Origin of the sequence: Bacillus salitolerans (assembly GCF_042680805.1) — a bacterium.
Taxonomy (GTDB): Bacteria; Bacillota; Bacilli; order Bacillales; family SA4; genus Bacillus_CJ; species Bacillus_CJ salitolerans.
Genome location: NZ_JBHUEM010000052.1, coordinates 39,550 through 62,131 on the forward strand (window position 1 = coordinate 39,550; position 22,582 = coordinate 62,131).

Annotated in this window: 18 protein-coding genes; 16 read left to right on the forward strand and 2 right to left on the reverse strand. The window is 38.5% G+C overall.

What is annotated here, in order from left to right; genetic code table 11:
• Window positions 1-92: 92 nt before the first annotated feature.
• Window positions 93-3,176, reverse strand: coding sequence for an efflux RND transporter permease subunit (locus tag ACFSCX_RS20710; protein ID WP_377930161.1), 3,084 nt, complete (start codon window positions 3,174-3,176; stop codon window positions 93-95).
• Between the two features lie 104 nt (window positions 3,177-3,280).
• Between ACFSCX_RS20710 and ACFSCX_RS20715 the strand changes: the two genes are divergently transcribed.
• The 6 genes from ACFSCX_RS20715 (at window position 3,281) to ACFSCX_RS20740 (ending at window position 9,667) form a co-directional block, all read left to right on the forward strand.
• Window positions 3,281-4,114, forward strand: coding sequence for a TetR/AcrR family transcriptional regulator (locus ACFSCX_RS20715; RefSeq protein WP_377930162.1), 834 nt, complete (start codon window positions 3,281-3,283; stop codon window positions 4,112-4,114).
• A gap of 75 nt (window positions 4,115-4,189) precedes the next feature.
• Window positions 4,190-5,011, forward strand: coding sequence for an alpha/beta fold hydrolase (locus ACFSCX_RS20720; RefSeq protein ID WP_377930163.1), 822 nt, complete (start codon window positions 4,190-4,192; stop codon window positions 5,009-5,011).
• Window positions 5,012-5,142: 131 nt separating this feature from the next.
• Window positions 5,143-5,805: a zinc-binding metallopeptidase family protein gene (locus tag ACFSCX_RS20725; RefSeq protein WP_377930164.1), complete on the forward strand. Its 663-nt coding sequence runs from the start codon at window positions 5,143-5,145 to the stop codon at window positions 5,803-5,805.
• A 211-nt stretch (window positions 5,806-6,016) separates the two neighbouring features.
• A complete protein-coding gene (locus ACFSCX_RS20730) occupies window positions 6,017-7,213 on the forward strand; it encodes a M24 family metallopeptidase (protein ID WP_377930165.1) in 1,197 nt (398 codons plus the stop codon).
• Between the two features lie 8 nt (window positions 7,214-7,221).
• The gene (locus ACFSCX_RS20735; RefSeq protein WP_377930166.1) at window positions 7,222-8,496 is read left to right on the forward strand and encodes a M20/M25/M40 family metallo-hydrolase; all 1,275 of its coding nucleotides are present in this window, start codon (window positions 7,222-7,224) and stop codon (window positions 8,494-8,496) included.
• A gap of 1 nt (window position 8,497) precedes the next feature.
• A complete protein-coding gene (locus ACFSCX_RS20740; protein WP_377930167.1) occupies window positions 8,498-9,667 on the forward strand; it encodes a M24 family metallopeptidase in 1,170 nt (389 codons plus the stop codon).
• A gap of 156 nt (window positions 9,668-9,823) precedes the next feature.
• Here ACFSCX_RS20740 and ACFSCX_RS20745 read toward each other — a convergent pair whose 3' ends face one another.
• Complete coding sequence (locus ACFSCX_RS20745; RefSeq protein ID WP_377930168.1) at window positions 9,824-10,042, reverse strand: spore germination protein; 219 nt, start codon at window positions 10,040-10,042, stop codon at window positions 9,824-9,826.
• Between the two features lie 167 nt (window positions 10,043-10,209).
• On the opposite strand from ACFSCX_RS20745, the gene ACFSCX_RS20750 reads away from it, so the two are divergent.
• From ACFSCX_RS20750 to ACFSCX_RS20795, 10 genes are all read left to right on the forward strand, one after another.
• A complete protein-coding gene (locus tag ACFSCX_RS20750; protein WP_377930169.1) occupies window positions 10,210-11,484 on the forward strand; it encodes an MFS transporter in 1,275 nt (424 codons plus the stop codon).
• A 425-nt stretch (window positions 11,485-11,909) separates the two neighbouring features.
• On the forward strand, window positions 11,910-14,318 hold the full coding sequence (locus tag ACFSCX_RS20755; protein WP_377930170.1) for a penicillin acylase family protein: 2,409 nt from the start codon (window positions 11,910-11,912) through the stop codon (window positions 14,316-14,318).
• Window positions 14,319-14,959: 641 nt separating this feature from the next.
• Window positions 14,960-15,568, forward strand: coding sequence for a glycerol-3-phosphate responsive antiterminator (locus tag ACFSCX_RS20760; protein ID WP_377930171.1), 609 nt, complete (start codon window positions 14,960-14,962; stop codon window positions 15,566-15,568).
• Window positions 15,540-16,205: an HAD-IA family hydrolase gene (locus ACFSCX_RS20765; protein WP_377930173.1), complete on the forward strand. Its 666-nt coding sequence runs from the start codon at window positions 15,540-15,542 to the stop codon at window positions 16,203-16,205. The genes ACFSCX_RS20760 and ACFSCX_RS20765 overlap by 29 nt, the downstream gene beginning before the upstream one ends.
• A complete protein-coding gene (locus ACFSCX_RS20770) occupies window positions 16,198-17,262 on the forward strand; it encodes an ABC transporter ATP-binding protein (protein ID WP_377930174.1) in 1,065 nt (354 codons plus the stop codon). Before ACFSCX_RS20765 ends, ACFSCX_RS20770 begins: the two co-directional genes overlap by 8 nt.
• A complete protein-coding gene (locus ACFSCX_RS20775; RefSeq protein WP_377930387.1) occupies window positions 17,262-18,131 on the forward strand; it encodes a carbohydrate ABC transporter permease in 870 nt (289 codons plus the stop codon). The genes ACFSCX_RS20770 and ACFSCX_RS20775 overlap by 1 nt, the downstream gene beginning before the upstream one ends.
• Before the next feature lie 19 nt (window positions 18,132-18,150).
• Window positions 18,151-18,978: a carbohydrate ABC transporter permease gene (locus tag ACFSCX_RS20780; protein ID WP_377930176.1), complete on the forward strand. Its 828-nt coding sequence runs from the start codon at window positions 18,151-18,153 to the stop codon at window positions 18,976-18,978.
• Window positions 18,979-19,012: 34 nt separating this feature from the next.
• Entirely contained in the window at window positions 19,013-20,350 is a 1,338-nt protein-coding gene (locus ACFSCX_RS20785) for an ABC transporter substrate-binding protein (protein ID WP_377930178.1), read from the forward strand.
• A 62-nt stretch (window positions 20,351-20,412) separates the two neighbouring features.
• The gene (locus ACFSCX_RS20790) at window positions 20,413-21,144 is read left to right on the forward strand and encodes a glycerophosphodiester phosphodiesterase (protein ID WP_377930179.1); all 732 of its coding nucleotides are present in this window, start codon (window positions 20,413-20,415) and stop codon (window positions 21,142-21,144) included.
• 31 nt (window positions 21,145-21,175) lie between these two features.
• Window positions 21,176-22,573, forward strand: a complete 1,398-nt coding sequence (locus ACFSCX_RS20795) for a phosphatidylinositol-specific phospholipase C/glycerophosphodiester phosphodiesterase family protein (RefSeq protein ID WP_377930180.1) — start codon at window positions 21,176-21,178, stop codon at window positions 22,571-22,573.
• Window positions 22,574-22,582: the final 9 nt, after the last annotated feature.

The following is a 22,582-nucleotide window of genomic DNA, read 5'->3' on the forward strand; positions in this document are numbered from 1 at the left end:
ATGTAAGTATAAAAAAACCAGCTCATTTTTTGAACTGGTTTTTTTATTATGTTTAGGAACGCGTTAACTAATTTTTGTTCAGTGAGATAAGACTAGTTTTCCAATACATTCTTACGATTTTTCTTGAACATTTTAGATAATACTTCATACACAATTGGTACGATAATTAAAGTCAGTAGTGTTGAACTTGTTAAACCACCGATAACTGTAATACCTAACCCTTTCGAGATTAAACCGCCACCGCCATTTCCAATTGCTAGCGGGACTAATGCACCGATAGTTGCTATAGCAGTCATGAGAATTGGACGCAAGCGAGTAGTACCTGCTTCTAGTATTGCCTCACGCATCGTCATGCCATCACGCTCCATGTGAATGATACGATCTACTAATACGATGGCATTTGTCACGACAATCCCGATTAACATTAGTAACCCCATCATAACAGGTACAGAGATGGTTTCGCCTGCAATTAATAATCCTACAAATGAACCAATTACGGCAAATGGTAATGAGAATAGGATCGCGAATGGTGCAACACCTTCGCCGAACGTGACAACAAGGATGAAGTACACAATTCCAACAGCGGCTAACATCGCTAATCCAAGCTGTGTAAATGTTTCATTCATATCAGCTGCTACACCAGCTACGTTTAGCGTAACACCCTTCGGTAATTCTAGCTTATCAAGTGCTTTATCCATATCGGATGTTGCTTTTGATATATCTTTTCCAACAATGGTTCCTGATACAGAAGCGTAGTATTCACCTTTACTACGAGCAAGCGCATTTAACGTTGTTCCTTCTTCAACGGTTACAAGCTCTGATAGTGGCATCATCGTACCAAGTGCTGTTGGAATTTGGGTATCTAATAAATCGTCAATTGATTTTGGCTTTTTTGTTTCTTCTTGCTGCACAATGACTTCTAACGTGTTACCGTCTTTTTCAACTGTTGTTAAAACTTGTTCAGCCTTCATAGGGTTTAACATCATGACGATTTGTCCAGTTGTCAAACCATATTGAAGTAACTCATCTTGAGCAACTTTAAATGTATATTCAACAAATGCATCCTCTGCACTTGAAGTAACATCTTCGATACCGTCATTTTCAATCATGATATCTTCAACTATTTTTACAGCTTCATTTAGTTTATCTAAATCTTCACTATAAAGGGTGTAGCTCAGTTCATTTGTTGACATGGTGGAAGCAGAGAAATTTTGGCTCTTCCATTCTCCTGATTGTCCGATATTAAAAACATATTCTTGAATTTCTTCACGAACCTCTGAGAAGTTTTCCATTTCTGGATCGAAGATGAGGTACATTAATCCACCTTCTCCACTACCACCCATCATGGCAGCACTTGGATCACCGCTTTCAGAAATAGAGATTTGGACGATATCGATATCATCACGCTTTAACATCTCTTCCTCAACTACGGCGATATTGGCTAGCGTTTCTTCCTTAAGCTCACCAGCCTCAGGTGTGTATGTTAAGTACATCACTTTATCTTCCTCACTGCCCATAAAGCTAAAGCCAATGAGTGGCATCAGTGCTAAACTTCCTACTAATAATACGATTGCTAAAATGGATGTAATGATTTTGTGATTTAGTGACCAGTTAAGAATTCCTTTATACCAGTTTGATAATTTCCCAGTCTCTTTATGACTCCCTGCTGATTTTTCACTATAAAGCTTCTTTTTAAATAGAAAGTGGGATAGTGCTGGAACCACTGTAATTGCAACAATTAACGAGGCACCTAGCGCAAATGTCATGGTCAGTGCAAATGGCATAAACAATTCTCCGACCATACCACCAACAAAGATAAGAGGTGTGAATACTGCCACCGTTACTAAAGTTGAGGAAAGAATTGGTTTAAACATTTCGATTGTTGCTTCTCGAATTAATGCACGACCGGTTAGCTTCTCTTCCTTTAAATGAAGCCTTCGGTATATATTTTCTACTACTACAATGGAGTCATCAATAACACGCCCAATTGCTACGGTTATGGCACCAAGAGTCATAATGTTGAGCGTGATGTCCATCCAATTTAGTAGAAGTAACGCCATGAAAATGGAAACAGGTATTGATACAATTGATATGATCGTCGACTTAACATCCCGTAAAAATAGTAAGATTATTAAGATCGCAATTAATCCTCCAAATAATGCTTTTTCTACCATCGTGGAGACTGACTTTTCAATTGGTTCACCTTGGTCAAGGGAAACATCAATAACAAGGCCATCAATATTCTGCGTTTCTTCTTCAATTAAATCCTTCACAGCATTCACAACACTTACAGTGTTCGCTTGTTGATCCTTTACAATTTGAATGGCAATTGCTTCTTTACCATTTGTTCGTGAAACAGATTGGACTTTACCTACTACCTCGATTGTTGCAATGTCACTTAGCTTCACAAATGGTGTTGGATTTTGCTCTGATGGTGTAATTGGAATAAGCATATTCTTTAGTTCGTCAGCTGTCATAAATTTTCCATCAATTGAAACAGCCTGTTCACCTTCTTCAAACTCATAAAGGCCTAAAGAAACGGCTAAGTTACTTGCTTGAATCATTTGTTTAACTGTATCTTCAGTTAAACCATATTCAGCCATTTTCTCTTTGTTATACGTAAGGTCGACTTCTTCGATATGTTGACCTGTGATTGTACTGGAGGCAACCCCATCAATTTTCTGTAGCTTAGGAAGTAAAATCTCCTCAACTGTTGAAGTAAGTTCAACAATATCTTCCACCGTACTACTTACACTTAGCGCCACAACTGGCATCATATTCATACTTATAGCTGTAATGATTGGCTCTTGTGCTCCTTCTGGTAAAGTGACTGCATCTAATGCAGACTCTAGGGCACGTTTTGCCTCATCCATGTCAATTCCGTATTCGTATTCAATCTGAAGACTTGCCATGTTAGAATAAGAATTAGAATTAACGGATTTTATGTCTTCTAGTCCCTCTGCAGCTTGTTCTAATGGAATGGATACGTCTTCCATTACCTGCTCGGGAGTTGCTCCTGGATAAACATCCATGACCATTAAGTATGGGATGGAAATATCAGGAATTGTTTCCATGTTCATTCGTGTACCAGAGTAAATACCAGATACAGTAATAATAATCGTAAGTAACCAAACAGCTAACTTGTTCTTGACGACAAAATTTACTAAACCCTTCACTTTTCAAACACCTACCCCTAATTGACTAAGTTAACTCAATTCCTTATACTAATGACTAATCGGTCATTTGTCAATTAAAAACCAATAGGAGCGGTCAGTATACAATGATGAAAAAACAGTTGATTATGGAAAAAGCACTTGAGCTTTTTGCCAAACAAGGAATTGAGTCGACCTCAGTCCAACAAATAACAGAGCATTGTGGTATGTCAAAAGGGGCCTTTTACTTATCTTTCAAGTCAAAGGACGAGCTAATTGTCGCCTTGATTGACCAATTTATGATTCAAATTACATCTGACATTGACTCTGTGGTCAGAAATACATCCAAATGTGACAATTTATTGTATGAATTTTATTACACAACTTATCATTCATTTCATAAAAACGCTGACTTTGTCAGAATGTTGATCAAGGAGCAAATGAGATCGTTTAGTAAAAACCTCCTTTCCAAAATGCACTACTACGATCAATTAATGAATCAATCAATCATATTTATGATTGAACGAATTTATGGAGAGGAAGTAAAGCTAGTACAGTACGATTTAATGTACTGTATCAAAGGTCTCATGAAAACCTACTCAGAACTATTGTTATTTAATAGCGTGCCGTTAGACTTACACTTACTTGCTCAATCATTAGCAGAGAAGACTGATCTATTGGCTAAACATTCGACTATTCCGTTTCTTTCAAAGGAGCTTTTTCAAGTGTTTAGACAGCCGATGACTGAAAGCGTTTCAAAAGAAAAGCTTATTGTACTAGTAGAACCCTTACTAGAAGAGTTGGAAGAGTCGATTGAAAAAGAGTCGTTACGATTACTGAAGGAACAATTGAATGAGCCGACACTAAGCCGTGCGATCGTAAAAGGATTACTCGAAAACATTCGAAATCATCCTCAATGTAAATGGATAGTTTTAGTTTTGCAGGAGTATTTTAAATTTTGATTATAAAGGTGAGCTTTTTCTAAAAGTCATATATAATCATTTCAAAGTAGAATTCTCACGAAAGAGGACGTATTAATGGACGTAGTCATTCAAAACCAAACCATCCACTATGAAATCTATGGAGAAGGAAAGCCACTATTTATTTTTCATGCAATGGGAACGGATCACCGATCTATGAAGGCGTGGATCGAACCAGTATTTCAGCAAGAAAAGTCAGATTGGAAAAGAATATATGTAGATATCCCAGGCCACGGGGGAAGCAACCAAGTGGTGGATATAAAAAATAACGATGAGATGCTAGACATTCTGTTGGAATTAATCGACGTGCTTGTTCATGATCAACCCTTTTCGTTAGTCGGAATGTCTTTTGGAGGCTACCTCGCTCAAGGAATTATGCATAAGCGAATCAATCAAGTCGAAGGGATTTGTTTATTGGCTCCTGCCCTTCATACCGGAGCAAGGTCAACCTCTTCTAAAAAAATGATGGAAACGAATGAAGAGGTGTTAAACAAGCTGGACCAAGAAATTGTGACAGCGATTCATACACTATTAGTCTATCAAACAAAGGAAAATATTCAGCTATTTTTAGAAGAGGTTCAACCTGGTAGATTGCTAGCAAACCGTAAGTTCTTAACCTCGGAATGGAAGACAAAAGGATACTTTTTCAGCTTTGAACCATTTGCTCATATGAGCGAAATAGATAAGCCTGCTCTACTTGTACTTGGTAAAAATGACAGTATTGTAGGATTTGAAGACCATATGAAGCTTGCAGGCAAATTTCAACATGTAAGCTATGCGGTGTTGGATAGAGCAGGACATCTTCTCCAAATAGAAGCAAGGAATAGGCTGATTCATTTATTTATGAACTGGCTCGAACGTATTACGAAGACACAGTAGGTTAATATAATAGCCTACTGTTTTTTTCTTAATAAGAGCGTATTACTTCTCATAAGATATTTCGGAATGTAAAATAATTAGTAAAGTGTAAGTAGTCTAAAAATTTTAATAATAGTATAAGGATCGATTAAATGAAACTGAATTGGAAGAGTGCTCATCAAAACGATATTTATCTAGTGAAAATGGGAACAAAGGGGAATGCATCTATCAAAATTATCGCTCAAGGCGAACCGAGTACAAACAACTATTTGCCTAATAATAGTGCCATCACTACGGTGGCAGAAGTTATCTCGAGAATTCAACGTGCAGGTGAAGCTATGCCTGAAATGTGGAATAAGTACTATGAACAGCTTGAAATAGAGGAAAACGATCGATTTGCTATTGAGGATGCTCCGCCGAATTTACTACCGCTACTTAATGAAAGTGTGGAAACTACATTTTTTATCACTCATCTGTTAGGCGGAAAAAAACATCCAACTTTGAAGGGTCATTCTGAATTAATCATAGAATCATACACCCTCCCCTCTGTTGATGCAAAATCATTGCAAGCATATTTCCTTGAGTTGTTTGCTGATTTATCTGTTGAAGTACAACTGCAATCCTTTCGGCAAGGTTATGTAGAAAAAATGGACGTCAAGCGTGTTCACTCATTAATAGGGGACTTGAAACGTAAATCTAAAAAACTTCATCTTGTTCCGTATTTATCCTACGAAAATTGGCACCCTAATTTTATGAAGTTATGTGATTTTTTATCCCACTCTAACTATGCTAAGACCCCCACTTCAAAACTTTAGAGGATTCGAAGAAGGATAAGTGGGGGCTAAACGCCAGTAGAACCCTATAATAGGAACACAAACTAAAATTGCCATATCTTGTGGCAACTTCTGTGTGACCCACATCTCACAAACTGTTAAGGATGAGGAAAACCTCCACTTTTGTAGTTTCACTTTACAAGTAAAAAATAGCAATCTTCATTTCTTCATAATTTGAAAGGAGTCTAGAATGATGAATAGCTCAAATTCTATCATTACACTTGAAAAATTAACTCAGGCGGAAGGTTTGTTGAAAGAACATGAGATTGATACGTGGTTGATTTTATCGAGGGAAGGTTCAGATCCTTCTCTGCCATTAGTTGTAGGGGTGAGATCTGTGCATCTTGCGGCCATTTTTATTAGAAGTAATGGTGAGCATATTGTATTAACCTCTCAGAGTGATAGAGGAAGCTATGAGTCCACTAAGTTATTTAAGCAAGTGATAACCTATGAAGCAGGAATGGAAGAGGCATTTTTGGATGTTTGGACTAAGTTGAATTGTCAGAGGCTTGCTCTCAACATTTCGGAAAATGATCATATGTGTGATGGGTTATCACAAGGTTTATATGAATGGCTAACTGATGTTTTAGGTGATCGTCTTGAGGAAATAGAAGTATCAAGTGAGCCTGTATTGAGCAACATTCGAAGCATAAAATCAAAATCTGAAATTGAATGTATACAAAAAGCGATTGATCATACAACGGATATTTTTGAAACCGTGTTTTCAAGAATTGAATGTGGAATGACAGAAATCGAAATAGGTGAGCTATTTGTTAAAGAGATGAAGGCAAGAGGTGTAACGAATGGTTTAGGTGAACCATATGATTTACCTTTAGTCTGCACGGTGAGAAACGGGCTGGCACACAGGAAACCAGGTCCTTACAAAACAGAGCCAGGTGATATTATCATCATTGATTTTAGCTTAAAGTATGAGCACTACGTATCAGATATAGCAAGGACTTGCTACATTTTAAAGCCGGGAGAAGATAAGGCTCCTGATGATATTCAACATGCATTTGATACAGCGATTGATGCCATTACGAAAACAATCGAAGCAGTGGCACCAGGAAAAAAGGGATATGAGATTGATGCAGCTGGGCGTAAGCGGATTGTTGAGGGAGGATATCCAACGATTCGTCATTCCGTCGGACATCAAATCGGAAGGTCCACACATAATGGTGGAACGACACTTGGTCCAAGGAGAACCCCAGTTAGACCGCAAGTAGAGGGAGTATTACAAGCGGGAGAGGTTTATGCAATCGAACCAACGGTCATTCAGGATAATGGATTGCCATGTATTTTAGTCGAGGAAAATATATTAGTAACAGAACAAGGTCCAGTCATTTTAAGTAAACGACAAACAGAGCTTGTTTTGATTCCATCTCATTAGGTGAACGTATGATACATACAAGCATTGAAAAAGAATCGATAGAACTGCTTCAAAAGATTATCAAGTTGAATACGACAAATGAATATGCTAATGAAGAAATTGCTGCCTACTTTTTAAAGGAAGTGCTTCAAAAAGAAGACATCGACTCACAGATTATTTATAGTCCGGAGGGACGAGCCAATTTTGTTGCGAAATTAAATGGTCGTTCTAATGAAGCTCCATTAGTCTTGCTTTCACATGTGGATGTTGTTGCTGCAAAGGAAGAAGAATGGACATGTCCTCCATTTTCTGGGCAAATTTTTGATAACAAGCTATGGGGAAGAGGAACACTTGATACAAAACAACTGACCATCATGCATCTAATCGCCTTTATGCAGTTAAAAAGAAACAATCGTCAGCTAAGACGAGATGTTTATTTTATTGCTACGGCTGACGAGGAGAATGGCAGTAAACAAGGAATGGAGTTTTTAGCACAAAAGCATCCGGAGTTCTTTCAAGGGGCAACCGTTCTAAGTGAAGGTGGAGGTTTTACCATTACAGGGAATCAAGGCAACCATTTATTGTTTGCTTCAGGTGAAAAAGGAACAGCTAGAATACTTGTAACCGCAATAGGTGATGCGGAAAACCAAGCGATTGTAAAGCTTTCTGCCGTATTACAGGAACTAATGAACTACAAGTTTGATGCGACCGAATACGAAATACAGTCGTTGTATTCAGCCGGATTTATAGAAAAATTAAAAAGTTCTGCTAAAACTGAAGATACGAAGCTCGTTCACCAATTATATGAATATATTAGTTTACCAACTGCAATGGTTGAATGGATGGGTGCAATTCCGGAAACCGGTGGTGAAACCATTCCAACGAAAGCACAGGCATTAATTGAAATTCGTACGCTCCCCTATCAAAACGAAGAGTTCAGTAAAGAAATGTTTTCGAACTTTTTTTCTCATTTTGATGTGGATTGGAAGCTGTTATTTTTTCAAAAAGGCTATGAAAGTAATGTGAATTCAGTGATTCTACAGCTTTTTAAAGATCAATCAAGTAAGTATGGTGTAGAAGCGAATTGGATTCCATTTACAGCTCTTGGGAAAACAGATGGTCGCTTTATAGGAGAGTTAGCTAACGATATTTATGGGTTATCCCCAACTAAAATCCCTTTTACCGAAGTATTAAAACGAGTTCATAACAAAGATGAATGTATTGAGCTTGATTCTTTCTTATATGGCGTCAGTCTCATGATCGATGTCGTCGAACGTTTTTGTGATCATAGTGGAGGTGGATGATATGTTTCAAATTCAAAAAGAAAAGCTATCCCAAGTCGTTACGTATTTAAGAAATGAACATATAGATTTATGGCTTATTCTTACTTCAGAAGGAAATGACCCGTGTCTTCCTCTTGTATTTGGTGTTGAAACAGTCGGCGCAGGAGCGTTTATTGTGACGAGCGATGGCAAAAAGCTTGCTTTATGTAGTGGTATCGATGCTCATGATATTGAGCAATCAGGCTTATTTGATCAGGTTTACAAGTATTCAAGTGGTCTCCAAAATACATTACTAGAGGTGATCAAAGAACTCAAGCCTCAAACAATTGCCCTTAATTATTCAAAGGAAGAGCACTTAGCGGATGGATTAACCGCTGGAAGATTTAGGTGGTTAAAGAAAGTGATAGGTAATGTGTTTCAAGGAAGCTATGTTTCATCAGCTGGATTTCTTTCAAAGCTTAGAGCTGTAAAATCAACGACGGAGATTGAAAAAATAAAAAAAGCCATCAATGTAACAGAAGACATTTATAAAGTAGTATTCAACGAATTAAAAGCCGGTATGACCGAGAAAGAAGTAGGGACCATTTTTGTAAAAGAAATGGAGTCTCGCGGAGTCATGAATGGAATAGATCGAACACTCTCCATGCCAATTGTCATGAAGGAAAATATCGCCCACCGTGCTCCTTCGGATGTAATAATCCAACCTGGAGACCTACTGATTATGGATTTTAGTGTGGCAATTGATGGATACGTTTCCGACATTGCTAGGACCGTCTATTTTTTGAAGGAGGGAGAAACTAAGGCTCCACATGATATTCAGCACGCTTTTAATACCGTACACGAAGCCATTAGTTTAGCAGCGGAAAAAATGAAGCCTGGAGTGAAGGGATATGAAGTCGATGAAATTGCTAGGAATTATTATGTTTCGAAAGGCTATCCCGAAATTCAGCACGCAACCGGTCATCAAATAGGAAGAGAAGTTCATGATGGCGGAGGCCTGCTCGGCCCTAGATGGAAGCGTTACGGGAATGCCCCTTTCGCTGTTATCGAGGAAGGGAATGTATATACCATTGAACCTACCATCTTTTTAGATAACGGCATTCATTTTATCGTGGAAGAAAATGTAGTCGTCACAAAGGATGGCATTGAATATTTAACCACCCGTCAAGATGAGTTAATTTTAATTGGATAACGCGAGAATGATGGACACTAGTCTCGTTTGGATGCCAGGCTAGTCTCTAATGTATCTTTGCAACGACCAACCGTGAGGAGATAGTAGCAACTTCGTAGCGTTGATATTCTGATAAACGAAAAAGAGGTAGGACGCCCTACCTCTTTTCTGATTGGTCTAGACAACCTCTGTTAAATTAGAATCAGCAACATCAGGGTCGACATTGTTCGTTGCACTAAGTCCGTTATTTGTTTGGACAAAATAACCGGTATTAAATCCCCCTGAACCAGCAACGGTTTTACTTGTAGAGGTAGGAGATGTATTTAATGTATCTCCTGTTACAATAACTCCTTCATTTGAATTAAATACAACCGGTCCAACAATTACACTAGGCATAGAATCTACTCTCCTTTTCATGTACTTATTCTTCATAGTATGTAAAGGACATACATTTTGTTTAGACTATATCGTACTCATAAATGAAATTATATTCTTCATAAAATCTTTACTTGCTATTTATCATTGCATAGATAATGATTATGAGTGGAAAGGTGGGAATGAGTATGGAGATGACTCATAATCAAGGCGCCCCGGTGGCTCCAGGAAAACAGCGTGGAACTATTTTTACGAACCGAATTGTGTTAGCGATTATGTCTTCGAGCTTCTTGTTGCAACTAGGGATCTGGGTAAGGAATTTTGCCATTTTGTTGTACGTAACAGAAATCACAAATAATGATCCCCTTTTTATCTCTTTGATTTCAGTAGCAGAATTTGCTCCTATCTTTATATTTTCATTTATAGGAGGGACCTTTGCAGATAGATGGAAGCCTAAACTAACCATGGTCTGGTGTGACTTACTTTCCGCGGTATCGGTGTTTGTAGTTTTACTAACACTAATTTACGGGACTTGGTATGTGATTTTCTTTGCAACACTAGTATCGGCTATTCTATCACAGTTCTCCATGCCATCTGCGATGAGGCTATTTAAACAACATGTACCAGGTGAGCAACTACAAACAATTATGGCAATGTTTCAATCATTAATGGCTATTTTTATGGTAATTGGACCGATGATAGGTACGTTTGTTTATCAGAAATATGGAATTTACACATCCATAATGATTATGGGAATCATGTTCTTACTATCAGCATTAGTGTTAACCTTACTTCCTAAGGATAAAGAAAAAGAAATAATAGATCAGACCTCCACCTTTAAGAAGGAACTAGCAGATGGCTTTAAATATGTAATGAACAAAAAAGTATTAACGATTATGGGGAGTGTTTTTGCGGTTTGCGGGCTAGCAGTTGGACTTATCCAGCCTCTGATGATATTTGTAACGATTGAGAACCTAGGCCAAACGAAGGAATTCTTGCAGTGGTTACTCATGGCAAATGGAGCTGGTATGTTAGTAGGTGGCGGAATAGTCATGGCAATATCGAAGAAGATATCTCCACAAAAGCTTTTAGCAATCGGAATATTTGCCAGCATGATTAGTACAGTGGGGATTGGCTGGTCAACACTTATTCCGCTAACAATCTTACTGCAAGTTTTTAATGGACTTTTCTTTCCATGTATACATATTGGAATTAATACACTCATCTTGCAAAACACAGATGAATCATTTGTTGGCCGTGTCAATGGCGTACTGAATCCGATGTTTATGGGGATGATGGTCATTGGAATGTCTCTGACCGGTATCATCAAAACTCCATTAACATTATTAGGTGTTTATCTAGTCGCTGCTCTGTTATTTTTAATCGGAACTTTATTACTTGTTCCTTTATTTAAATGGAAGGGAGAAGAGGCTAACGTAAACCAGAATGTAGAAGCAAATTAACGAATGTAGGAGTGCTACCAAGAAGGATGGTAGCATTTTTTTTATGTTAAGAAAGTTTCTGGTGTTTAGTTTATACAATGTTACGGCTAAAACCAGCACCAGCTCCCAGCCAAGATGAAATGGCGACGAACTTAGCCATTTCATCCTACTCGAGGGAAAAAGAAAAATCACTTTTTCCTTGGTCAAATAACCTGTCATGAATAGAAGGGAAAACCACCCTTTATTTCATGCAAGAACATTTGCTTGTCGTGGCAAAACGGGGCACCCTGAGCCTTTAGTACTTTAAAGGGGCAAGTGTGTTATGTTTAACGGCCTACTGTTTGTTATAGCAATAAAATACTATTTTTGATAAAATATGGTTACTAAATATTCTTAATATTCAGTACAACGGAATTGAAAGCGCTAACACATAAGGGGGAATTACTTTGGAAGTTATTGTGAAAAAACGCGTAAAACGGTGGCCTGCCACAAGGAAATGGCAAATTACTTTAAGTATTGTACTCGGAATTGTTTTCCTATTAGCCTGTGCAGCCGGTTATTTTTTTTGGCTGCTCGGAAAGAGTGCTCCCAAAATTGAAGGGACATTAGAGATTTCTGGTTTAACTGAAGAAGTGACAGTGTACCGAGACTCTGCTGGTGTGCCGCATATTGAAGCACAAAACATCCACGATTTATATTTTGCTCAAGGGTTTGTCACTGCCCAGGACCGAATCTTTCAGATGGATTTAAGCAGGAGGCAGGCGTCTGGACAGTTAAGTGAAGTCGTTGGAGCTAAGGCGATTGATCGGGATCGATTTTTTCGAACACTAGGATTACGAAGAGCAGCAGAAGCATCTTTTGACATGTACTCTGATGAGGCAAAACAAACCCTATCAGCTTATGCCGCAGGTGTGAATGCTTACATAAAGGAAGCAAAAGAATCAAATTCGTTTCCGATTGAGTTCACAATTTTGGGCTATGAACCAACAGAGTGGACTGAAATAGATTCTTTAGCCATCGGTAAGTACATGGCATTTGACTTAGGGGGACATTGGGAAGGTCAAGCATTTCGTGCCTATCTCCTAAAAACATTTCCAGAAGAAAAAGCATTAGATTTATTTGTCTCTTATCCTGAAGATGGTCCTACGATTATTCAGGCTGTAAAAGGGAGTGATATAGACTTTCCTAAGAGCTTTGCGAGCTCTGTTATACCACACGAATTTAATGGGAGTAATAACTGGGTCGTTAGTGGTGAAAAATCAGCATCAGGGTTTCCTCTATTAGCAGATGACCCGCATCTTGGCTTAGCGACACCAGCTATTTGGTATGAAACGCATTTACAGTCACCGGAATTAAATGTTAGCGGCGTTATTTTTGCTGGAATCCCAGGCATTATATTGGGAAGAAATGATCATATCTCATGGGGGGTAACAAATGTTGGCCCCGATGTGCAGGATTTATATATTGAAAAGCGTAATCCTGAAAACAAACATGAATTTCTATACAACGATGAATGGATAAAAGCTGACGTAATAACTGAGACCATTCATGTAAAAAATCAAGACTCGATTGATCATGAAGTGGTTATTACGAGACACGGACCGATTTTATCTGAGTTTGCTCATTACGATGAAACAGACACAGCATTAGCGTTAAGGTGGACAGCACTAGACCCATCTCCAGAACTTGAAGCGGTTCTTCAATTTAGCAAGGCAACAGATTGGGAAGAATTTAAAGAAGCGTTAACATTGTTCCATACACCAGCCCAGAACTTTGTCTTTGCTTCAACTGACGGAACAATTGCGTACAGGGCAAATGGACTTATTCCCATTCGAAAAAATGGGGACAGCATGCTTCCAGTCCCGGGCTGGACAGATGAATACGAATGGACTGGATACATTCCTTGGGATGAATTACCGACCATTATTAATCCTGAGGAAGGATTTATTTCAACCGCTAATAACAAGGTCGTTGGTGACGACTATCGGTATCATATTACCCATACATGGGCCCAGCCTTACAGGCAGGATCGAATTCGTGAATTTTTACTATCTAAGGAAACCTTTACGGCAGATGATATGATGAAGCTACAGTTTGACCATCACAACCTGCAGGCAGAAGAGTTTGTTCCTATGTTTGAAAAGTATTTAAAGAATGATAGCCTCAGAGATATCGATATAGAGGCACTCGCACTGCTAGAAACCTGGGACTTTACCGATCGCATTGATCATGGAGCTCCGCTTCTGTTCCATTTCTGGATGGAAGAGATTGCGAATTATTTGTTTCATGATGACATTCATCCTGACATGCTTCCGCTATTTGATGGAAAAGCACAAGTGGTCGATCAATTGCTAAGAAAGGCCGATAAAGGAGAGCCAGGCCCATGGATGGAAGAAAAGGGTGGTCTGGAAACCGTTCTTCACGAGTCTCTTAAACTAGCAGTAGACAGAGCAGCAGATATACAAGGGAAAAGCCCAGCTAAATGGAAATGGGGAGAGTTACACGCGGTTACTTTTGCTCATCCATTATCCTCTGTCAAACCATTAAATGTTTTATTTAATAGCCAAGGTGCCATTCCAATGCAGGGAAGTCGTATCACAGTTGGAGCTGCAGGATGGAATAGCACAACTGGCCAAGTAACCCACGGGGCGGCATGGAGATCGGTGATCGATATGAAAAATCCGAAAGAAAGCTATAATGTAGTCGGACCAGGTCAATCAGGTCATGTATCAAGTAAGTGGTATCAAGACCAAATGGACGATTGGACAACAGGGGGCTACCATCTAACGGTAACGGATGGTTCATATCGCGAAGACTCCAGTAGGCTTCTACTTATCCCATCAGAAGAAAACTAATTATTATGAAGCTAGCTATCTAATAGCTGGCTTTTTTTTGTTTTCCTATTTTTACTTAAAGGGGAGTAAAAGCTCTGAGAGAGGCATGTTCAAAGACATTTGGCGAGTGAATCGTAGTCAAAATGTCTAAGAGAATCGCCGTCAGAGACATTTTGCGAGTGAAACGTAGTCAAAATGTCTAAGAGAAGCGAACTCAAAGACATTTAGCGAGAGAATCATCCTCAAAATGTCTAAGAGAGGCAGCTCAAAGACATTTTGCTAATGAATCGTCGGTAGTCACATGTCCGAAAAAAAAGGTATCCTAGAGTATTTCTTCTTCACCAAAGGTCCATGAGAAAGTAAATCCAAAGTGCACTATCTACTTCTGACAAAAGAGAATGAATATACTTGTAAATCATACAAACACTCATAAATCGATAAACTTCTACAGAAATAAAGAAATATTTACAAACCTTTACATTATCTAAAAGAATAACTAGTTTTCTCTTAACAATTATCCATTAGGATAAAAAGTAACAAGAATACTTGGTCAAGAGACTACGGAGAGACCATTAATAGACAGCGCTATATCCAGAGTGATAGTGATGGCTATTAGGGGTCTCTTTATTTTGCCTACATCTAATCTGAAAGGAAGATGAACGATGAAAAAAGACGTATTCTTAGAGGCGCTTCGTAATGAAAGAGTGATTGCTTCTGTTAAGGAAGAAGGCCATTTGGATCGTGCCTTAATTTCAGATCTGTCAATCCTATTCCTCATGACAGGTAATGTCGGCATTATCAAAAAATATGTGGATACATGTAAAAGGCAAAAAAAGATTGCATTACTACATGTGGATAAAATTGGTGGCTTGAGTAGTGATAGAGAGGGGCTTGAGTTTCTCGTAAACTATGTAAAGCCGGACGGCATCATTAGCACAAGAAATACGATGATTCGATTAGCAAAAAAGATGAACTTAATTACAGTGCAACGGTTGTTCCTTATCGATACGGATTCTTTTAAACAAGGCTTAGAGTCTGTGAGAACCAACCTACCAGATGCAGTAGAAGTGATGCCTGCGAGAATTCCAGAAATCATCTATAAATTCAAGCAACAAACCAATATTCCTCTTATCACAGGTGGATTATTAGAAACCCCTATGCAGATAAAAGAGTGCATCGAAAACGGAGCAATTGCGGTTTCTACTGGTAACCCAAAACTATGGAAGGAGACTGTCAGACTACATGAAACCATACACAACCTTACTGTTTGATTTAGATGGAACATTGCTAGATAGTAAGAGGTCCGTATTAGAAGCTGTCTATCATACGGCTGAAATATATGCACCACAACAATACACATTCCAAGACATTGAAGATCGATTTGGTGAAGCATTTGAGGATTTTGTTGACATCGTCGCACCTCATAAAAAGGAAGAAATGATTGCAACCTACATGGAGCATATTACCAACCATCATGATCAATTAGTTGACATATTTCCTAAGGTTCAAGAGGCATTAATCGTATTAAAGCAAAGAGGGATAAAGCTAGGGATTGTCACGAATAAGCAGTATCACTTAACGATTAAAGGGCTTGAGCTATTTCAAATAAGAGAGCACTTTGACACGATTGTTACCCTTGATGATGTGAAATATCCGAAGCCGTCGCCAGAGCCGATCATAAAGGCCATCGAGCAACTTAATGTGAATGCCTCTGAAGTATTAATGGTCGGGGATACCATGTTTGATACAGTAGCAGCAAAAGAAGCGAGTGTTCCCATATGCATCTTAGACTGGTACGGTACATACGACAAAAGGCGAATCCAGCCTGATTACATGTTCAGTAGTATAGAAGAGAAGATGAATTACTTTGGCTATAGCCTAAAAAGGGAGAGTGGATCAATTGGCTAGTATTTCATTTCGAAATGTTGCGAAAAAGTTTGGAAAAGACACGGTCATTGAAAACCTTAATCTTGAAATTAAAGATGGTTCTTTCACCGTATTAGTCGGACCATCAGGTTGTGGGAAATCTACGACACTTCGAATGCTTGCAGGGTTAGAGGTCGAGACGAGTGGTGAGATAGAAATAGACGGAAAAAGTATGAAGGATGTTCAACCAGGTCAACGTGATGTGGCTATGGTTTTTCAAAACTATGCGATATACCCTACTATGACTGTTCGGGAGAATATAGAGTTTGGTTTAAAAAACCGTAAAGTGCCTAAAAAAGAACGTGACCAGTTAATTCAAGAGATAGCTGAAATTGTAGGTTTATCAGATTATTTATCAAGGAAGCCGTCAACCTTATCAGGAGGTCAGAGACAGCGTGTTGCATTGTGCCGTGCAATGGTAAAGAAACCGAAGGTGTTTTTAATGGATGAGCCTTTGTCAAATTTGGATGCGAAGCTTAGAACACAAATGCGTACTGAATTAATTCAACTACATAAACGGCTTGGTACAACATTTGTCTATGTGACTCACGATCAAGTGGAAGCAATGTCCATGGGTGACCAAATTGTCATTATGAATAAAGGAGAAATTCAGCAGGTCGCAAGTCCAGTCGAGCTATACAATAATCCAAGTAATACGTTTACCGCTCAGTTTATTGGAACGCCACCAATGAATTTGCTAGACAGTCACGGTTTACTTGCTTCTTCCTTAAAGGAAAATGTCCACCAAGTTGGATTTAGACCAGAAAAGGTTTCATTTGAAGCAATTAGTGATGGACTTACCTTAAATGGAAAAATCGTAACAAGAGAAACGCTAGGTTCAGAAACAATCTACCAAATCGAAACGGAACTTGGCATGTTTATGGTGAAAAGCTTTACGGAGCCGTTATCAGAAGGGAGCAATGTGTCAGTTAACATTCGAAATCAAGACCTCTATTACTTCGATAAACTTGGAAATCGAATGTATGACGTAAGATCGGAAAGAGAAGAGTTGGCCGTAGTCGGAGGATCTGTATCATGATGTCTGGGAAGCTATTTCGTCCTTACTTAATGGTTGCACCAGCTATCACTGTTTTCATTCTATTCTTTATTTACCCAATCTTTTATATGGTTTTTCTCAGTTTTACAGATTGGGATTTAATTAGTCCAGTGAAAAATTTTGTAGGGTTTGATAACTTTATAGATTTGTTTCGAGAAGATGAATTTCGCCAAGTGTTTATGAACACGATTATTTATACCGTATTAACAGTAGGTATTTCAATGGTCCTATCATTACTATTTGCGCTCTGGTTGAATAAATCAGGTGCGTTTTATGGAATGGCTCAAGGCGCCGTATTTAGTCCCTATATTATTTCGTTAGTATCAGTATCCTTGTTATGGCTCTGGTTGATGGACCCACAATATGGTTTTCTTAACTTTTTATTAAAACTAGTGGGCTTGCCTGCTAATACATGGGTAGCACATCCAGACACAGCCCTTTACTCACTTGTGATCGTAAGTGTGTGGAAGATAACTGGCTATAACACACTTGTGTTTATTGCAGGTTTACAAAGCATCCCGAAGGAGCTTTATGAAGCAGCAAAATTAGATCAAGCGAATAAATGGAGAATCTTTTCAAAAATAACAGTTCCAATGCTGTCGCCAACGATCTTCTTTTTACTAGTTATAAATACAATTGCATCCTTTCAGGTGTTCGATACGGTCAAAATCATGACTCAAGGCGGACCCGTAAACTCTACGAATATGCTTGTCTTTTACATTTATGAATATGGCTTCGATTTTTTCAAGATTGGTTATGCATCTGCGGCAGGTGTGGTACTGCTTTTATTAGTTGGTGTAATGACAATCTTTCATTTCAAACTGTTATCCAAGCGTGTTCATTACCGTTAAACGAGGAGGTGACTCATACATGTTTGTAAAGAAAAGTGTATTTAAAACCGTCGAATTAGTCGTCTTACTCATCATGATCTTAATTTTTGTTTTCCCATTTTTATGGATGTTTTCTACTTCCTTAAAATCATTGGCCGAAACGATGGTATTTCCACCGAAATGGCTCCCTAGCAGCATTCAGTGGGAGAACTTTATGATTGCATGGCAATCAGGCCCATTCTTGAAGTTTTTTGTAAATAGTTTAGTAGTCGCCATCGGGATCCTTGTTCTGCAATTTTTGACAATCGTTCCAGCGGCCTATGCGTTTGCGAGATACGAATTTAAAGGTAAAGGAATCCTATTCGGTCTTACGATGATTGCCCTTATGATTCCATCCCAAATTACATTTTTGCCCATCTATCTTCAGATGAGCTCTTGGGGTGTTTTAAATACATACATTCCATTGATTGTTCCGTTTGCCACGAGCGCATTTGGAATATTTCTTCTAAGGCAAGCCTTTATGCAAGTGCCAGAGGAGCTAGTGGAGGCAGCAAGACTTGATCAAGCAAATGAATGGAAAATAATGTGGAGAATCATGGTCCCACTAGCAAAACCGGTCTTAGTTACTTTTGGATTATTTAGTTTCATCTATCATTGGAATGATTACTTTTGGCCTTTAGTGATGACCAATACTGAGGCAGTAAGAACCTTGCCGATAGGTATTGCCATGCTAAAAGATGCAGAAGGGAGTGTTGCTTGGAACATAGTAATGGCAGGAAATATGATTTTAGTGCTTCCGATTCTTCTTGTCTTCTTTATTGCACAAAGACAAATTATTCGTGCATTTGTTTATTCAGGTGTCAAGTGATGAACGATAGATTAAAAACTGGAGGGTTATAGTCATGAAAAAAATGATGTTAGCGATATTCTTCATCGCAATCGTAGGGATTTTTGGTGCATGTTCAAATAGTGAGGAAACAGCGTCAACGAGCGAAACGGAAACAAAGAACTCTAACACATCCAATACTGAAACGAAAGCAGAAGAAAAGAAGGAGCCAGTTGCAATTGATTTCTGGTATTCACTTGGTGGAGCAGGCGGAGAACTAATTGAATCAATGGTAAAAGATTTCAATTCCTCTCAAGATGAGGTTGTCGTAACTCCAACTTATCAAGGTGACTATTATGAAAACCATGCGAAGGTACTAGCGGCCATTGCTTCTAATACTCAACCAGATGTAACAATGGTAGAAATTGCTTCTATCGGTGCTTTTGCAAATCCAGGGGCTATTGAAGACTTAGGACCATTTGTAGAAGGCGAAGACGGTGTTGATGTGAATGACTATATTCCAGGATTAATGGGTAACTCCTATTGGAAGGATACGCTTTATGCCGTTCCATTTAATCGTAGTACTCCGTTACTTTATGTAAACAAAAACATGTTAGAAGAGGCTGGGTTAGACCCTGCTGGTCCAAAAACATGGGATGAGCTTGAGGAATATTCTCGTAAGCTAACGATTAAAGATGAGCGCTGGGGCTTCTCAGCACCAATTGATATTTGGTTCTATGAAGCATTAACATTTGAAAACGGTGGTCAAATATTAAATGAGGATGGAACAAAGCCTCTATTTCATTCACCAGAGGGTGTAGAGCCAGTAGAATTCTGGAAAAAGATGATTGATGAAGGAATTATGAAGATGCCTCCAGGTGAAAAATACAATGCTTGGGATGTTGCCGCACAAGATTTTACAAATGGAAAAGTTGGGATGATCTTTACTTCAACAGGAAGCTTGAACGGTTTAATGGCTCAAGCACAAGGCTTTGAGGTTGGAACTGCCTTCTTACCTGCAAAGAAAGATTTTGGAGTACCAACAGGTGGAGCAAACTTAGTCATGCTTTCAAAGTCATCAGATGAGGAGAAGAAAGCTGCTTGGAAGTTCATGAAATGGATGACAGCGAAGGAACAAACGATTCAATTTAGTATGGGTACAGGGTATATGCCAGTGACGGTATCAGCTGTTGAAAGCGATGAAATGAAGGAGCTTTATGAAAAAACTCCTCAATTTAAAGTGGCTATTGACCAATTACAGTATGCTAAGCCACGTCCGATGGTTCCAGGCTATAAAGAGCTTCAAGAAGTGATAATGACCGAAATTCAACGTGCAATTATTGATGGAAGTGTCACACCAGAAGAAGCATTAAACACAGCGGCTGAAAAAGCAGACAAATTATTAAAGAAGTAAGGAATGCTTGTTGGGGTTCCTAAAGTGAGCCCCTCCATTTTACGAATAGGAGAGTGTTTGTAATGATTTGTATGGCCCATCGCGGTTGGTCTAGTAAAGCACCAGAAAACACCTTGGCAGCCATTCAACTGGCATTAATGGAACCGAAAGTGACATGGATCGAGATTGATGTTCAGCTATCAAAAGATGGTATCCCCGTTGTTATTCATGACTTTACATTAGAGCGGACAACGAATGGTGTTGGACCTGTTCATGATTTAACTTTGCAGCAGCTCCAAAGACTAGACGCTGGAAGCTGGTTTTCACCAGTGTTTATCGATGAACGTATCCCGAGCCTTTCTGAAGTTCTACATGCTGTAAAAGGGAGATGTAAACTTAACATTGAGTTGAAAACGGCTGGTGATTTATACCCGTCTTTAGCGGAAAAAGTGGTTGCCCTCATACAAGAAATGAACATGGAGCAGGAGGTTGTAATTACCTCATTTGATCACGAGAAGATTCGCAGAATAAAGGAACGAAATACGAATATTCAAACTGGATTAATTATTTGGGGAAAGCCTACCTTACTGAAGGAACAGTTGAAAGAAACAGGAGCAACGATTCTTTCAATGGCATTTCCTTTTTTAACACAAGAGTTTATAGAAGAAATGAAAAAAGAAGAGATAACGATATTTGCATGGACAGTCGATGAAGAAGATCATATGAAAGCGGTGTTACAACAAGATCCGTCCATCTATATTTGTACCAATTATCCTGACCGATTATTCAATGTAAATAATCTAGCCATTACGTAAGTTAACCTTATAAGAAGGGAAGTAATTTTAGATGAAGTTAGAACATGCGCTAGTCATTACACTCAAATACATGTATCCCTTTTATCTTTTATTCTCCTTTATGGCGAAGCTCTTGTTTTTTTTACTAATTTGCTTCCCTTTATCCCTTTTTGTGGGTTTAGCAAATCTTGCACTGGTTCTTATCTTCGGATCTATTTGTCTAGTCATTCATAAAAGGTATGCAAGACCCTTTATTATGGTGATTCATGGATTACTAGCATTTTTAGTAGCACTCGATTTTTCCTTTTACGAAGCGTTTCAGTCCCCTTTTTCACTTGCCTATTTTTCAATTCCTAATTTTTCTGTTTCTAGCTTTGAGCTTTACCACCCCACTATTTTCGTTATAGTTTTTCTCATATTGGATCTAATTCTAGTTTATGTTTCTATGTCTAAAACGTCTACATTATCTGTAAAGGTCAGTAACCCTCGCGTCCCTAGAGTCATGTTAGTGGCTGGCTGTGTCTTATATTTGTCGACTATTTTTCTGTCTTTTGATAAAGGTGGCCTCTTTTCGACGATTGAAAGTACAGATCCTATTACGTACCACCTTCTTGATGTAGGGCTGTTCCTCTTTCATTATGAAAAGCCGGTGTCAGCAGCAGGAACTGCAGTAAGAAGTGAAATGGAGGATTCTATTCATCCCTATTCATGGGTGAATCCTAAACTGCTTATTGCGCATGCAATGGGTGGGATTGATGAAAAGACATATACGAATAGTCTAGAAGCGTTCAAACAAAACTATGAGAAAGGATATAGAGTGTTTGAAGTGGACTTAATTGTAACTAGTGATGCTAAGGTAGTTGCGAGGCATGACTGGAGTCTTCATTCCTATGAAAAACTAGAACAAAATCATCCTAGGAAGCTATCTTTTGGACCCTTACATAGTGAGGAATTTCAAGATTTAAAGATTCATAGCCAATATACACCTCTCTCATTTGAAGATATTGTTCAGTTAATGACGGAGTATGATGATATCTATCTTGTAACAGATACAAAAGGGACGCATCCTTACGAAATTAAGAACGTGTTTCGACAAATTGTGGATGCTAGTGTAAAAACAGATCCAACTATTCTAGAGAGAATTATTCCTCAAATCTATAATGAAATGATGTACTACGTCATTCAAGACGTCTATCCATTTCAGGATATAATCTATACTTTATATAAAACAAATGCTTCCGATGAGCGTGTATTGCAATTTTGTCTAGATAATAAGATTAAAGCTGTTACCATGTCCAAAAGTAGGTATTCAAAAGAATTTGCCGAGCAGCTCTCAAGTAATCACATTTATACTTTTGTACATACCATTAACAATAAGGAAAAGTCGATGGAGTATTTCAAATCAGGCGTTACAGGGCTGTATTCAGACTTTCTCACACCGGAACAATAAACTATTACG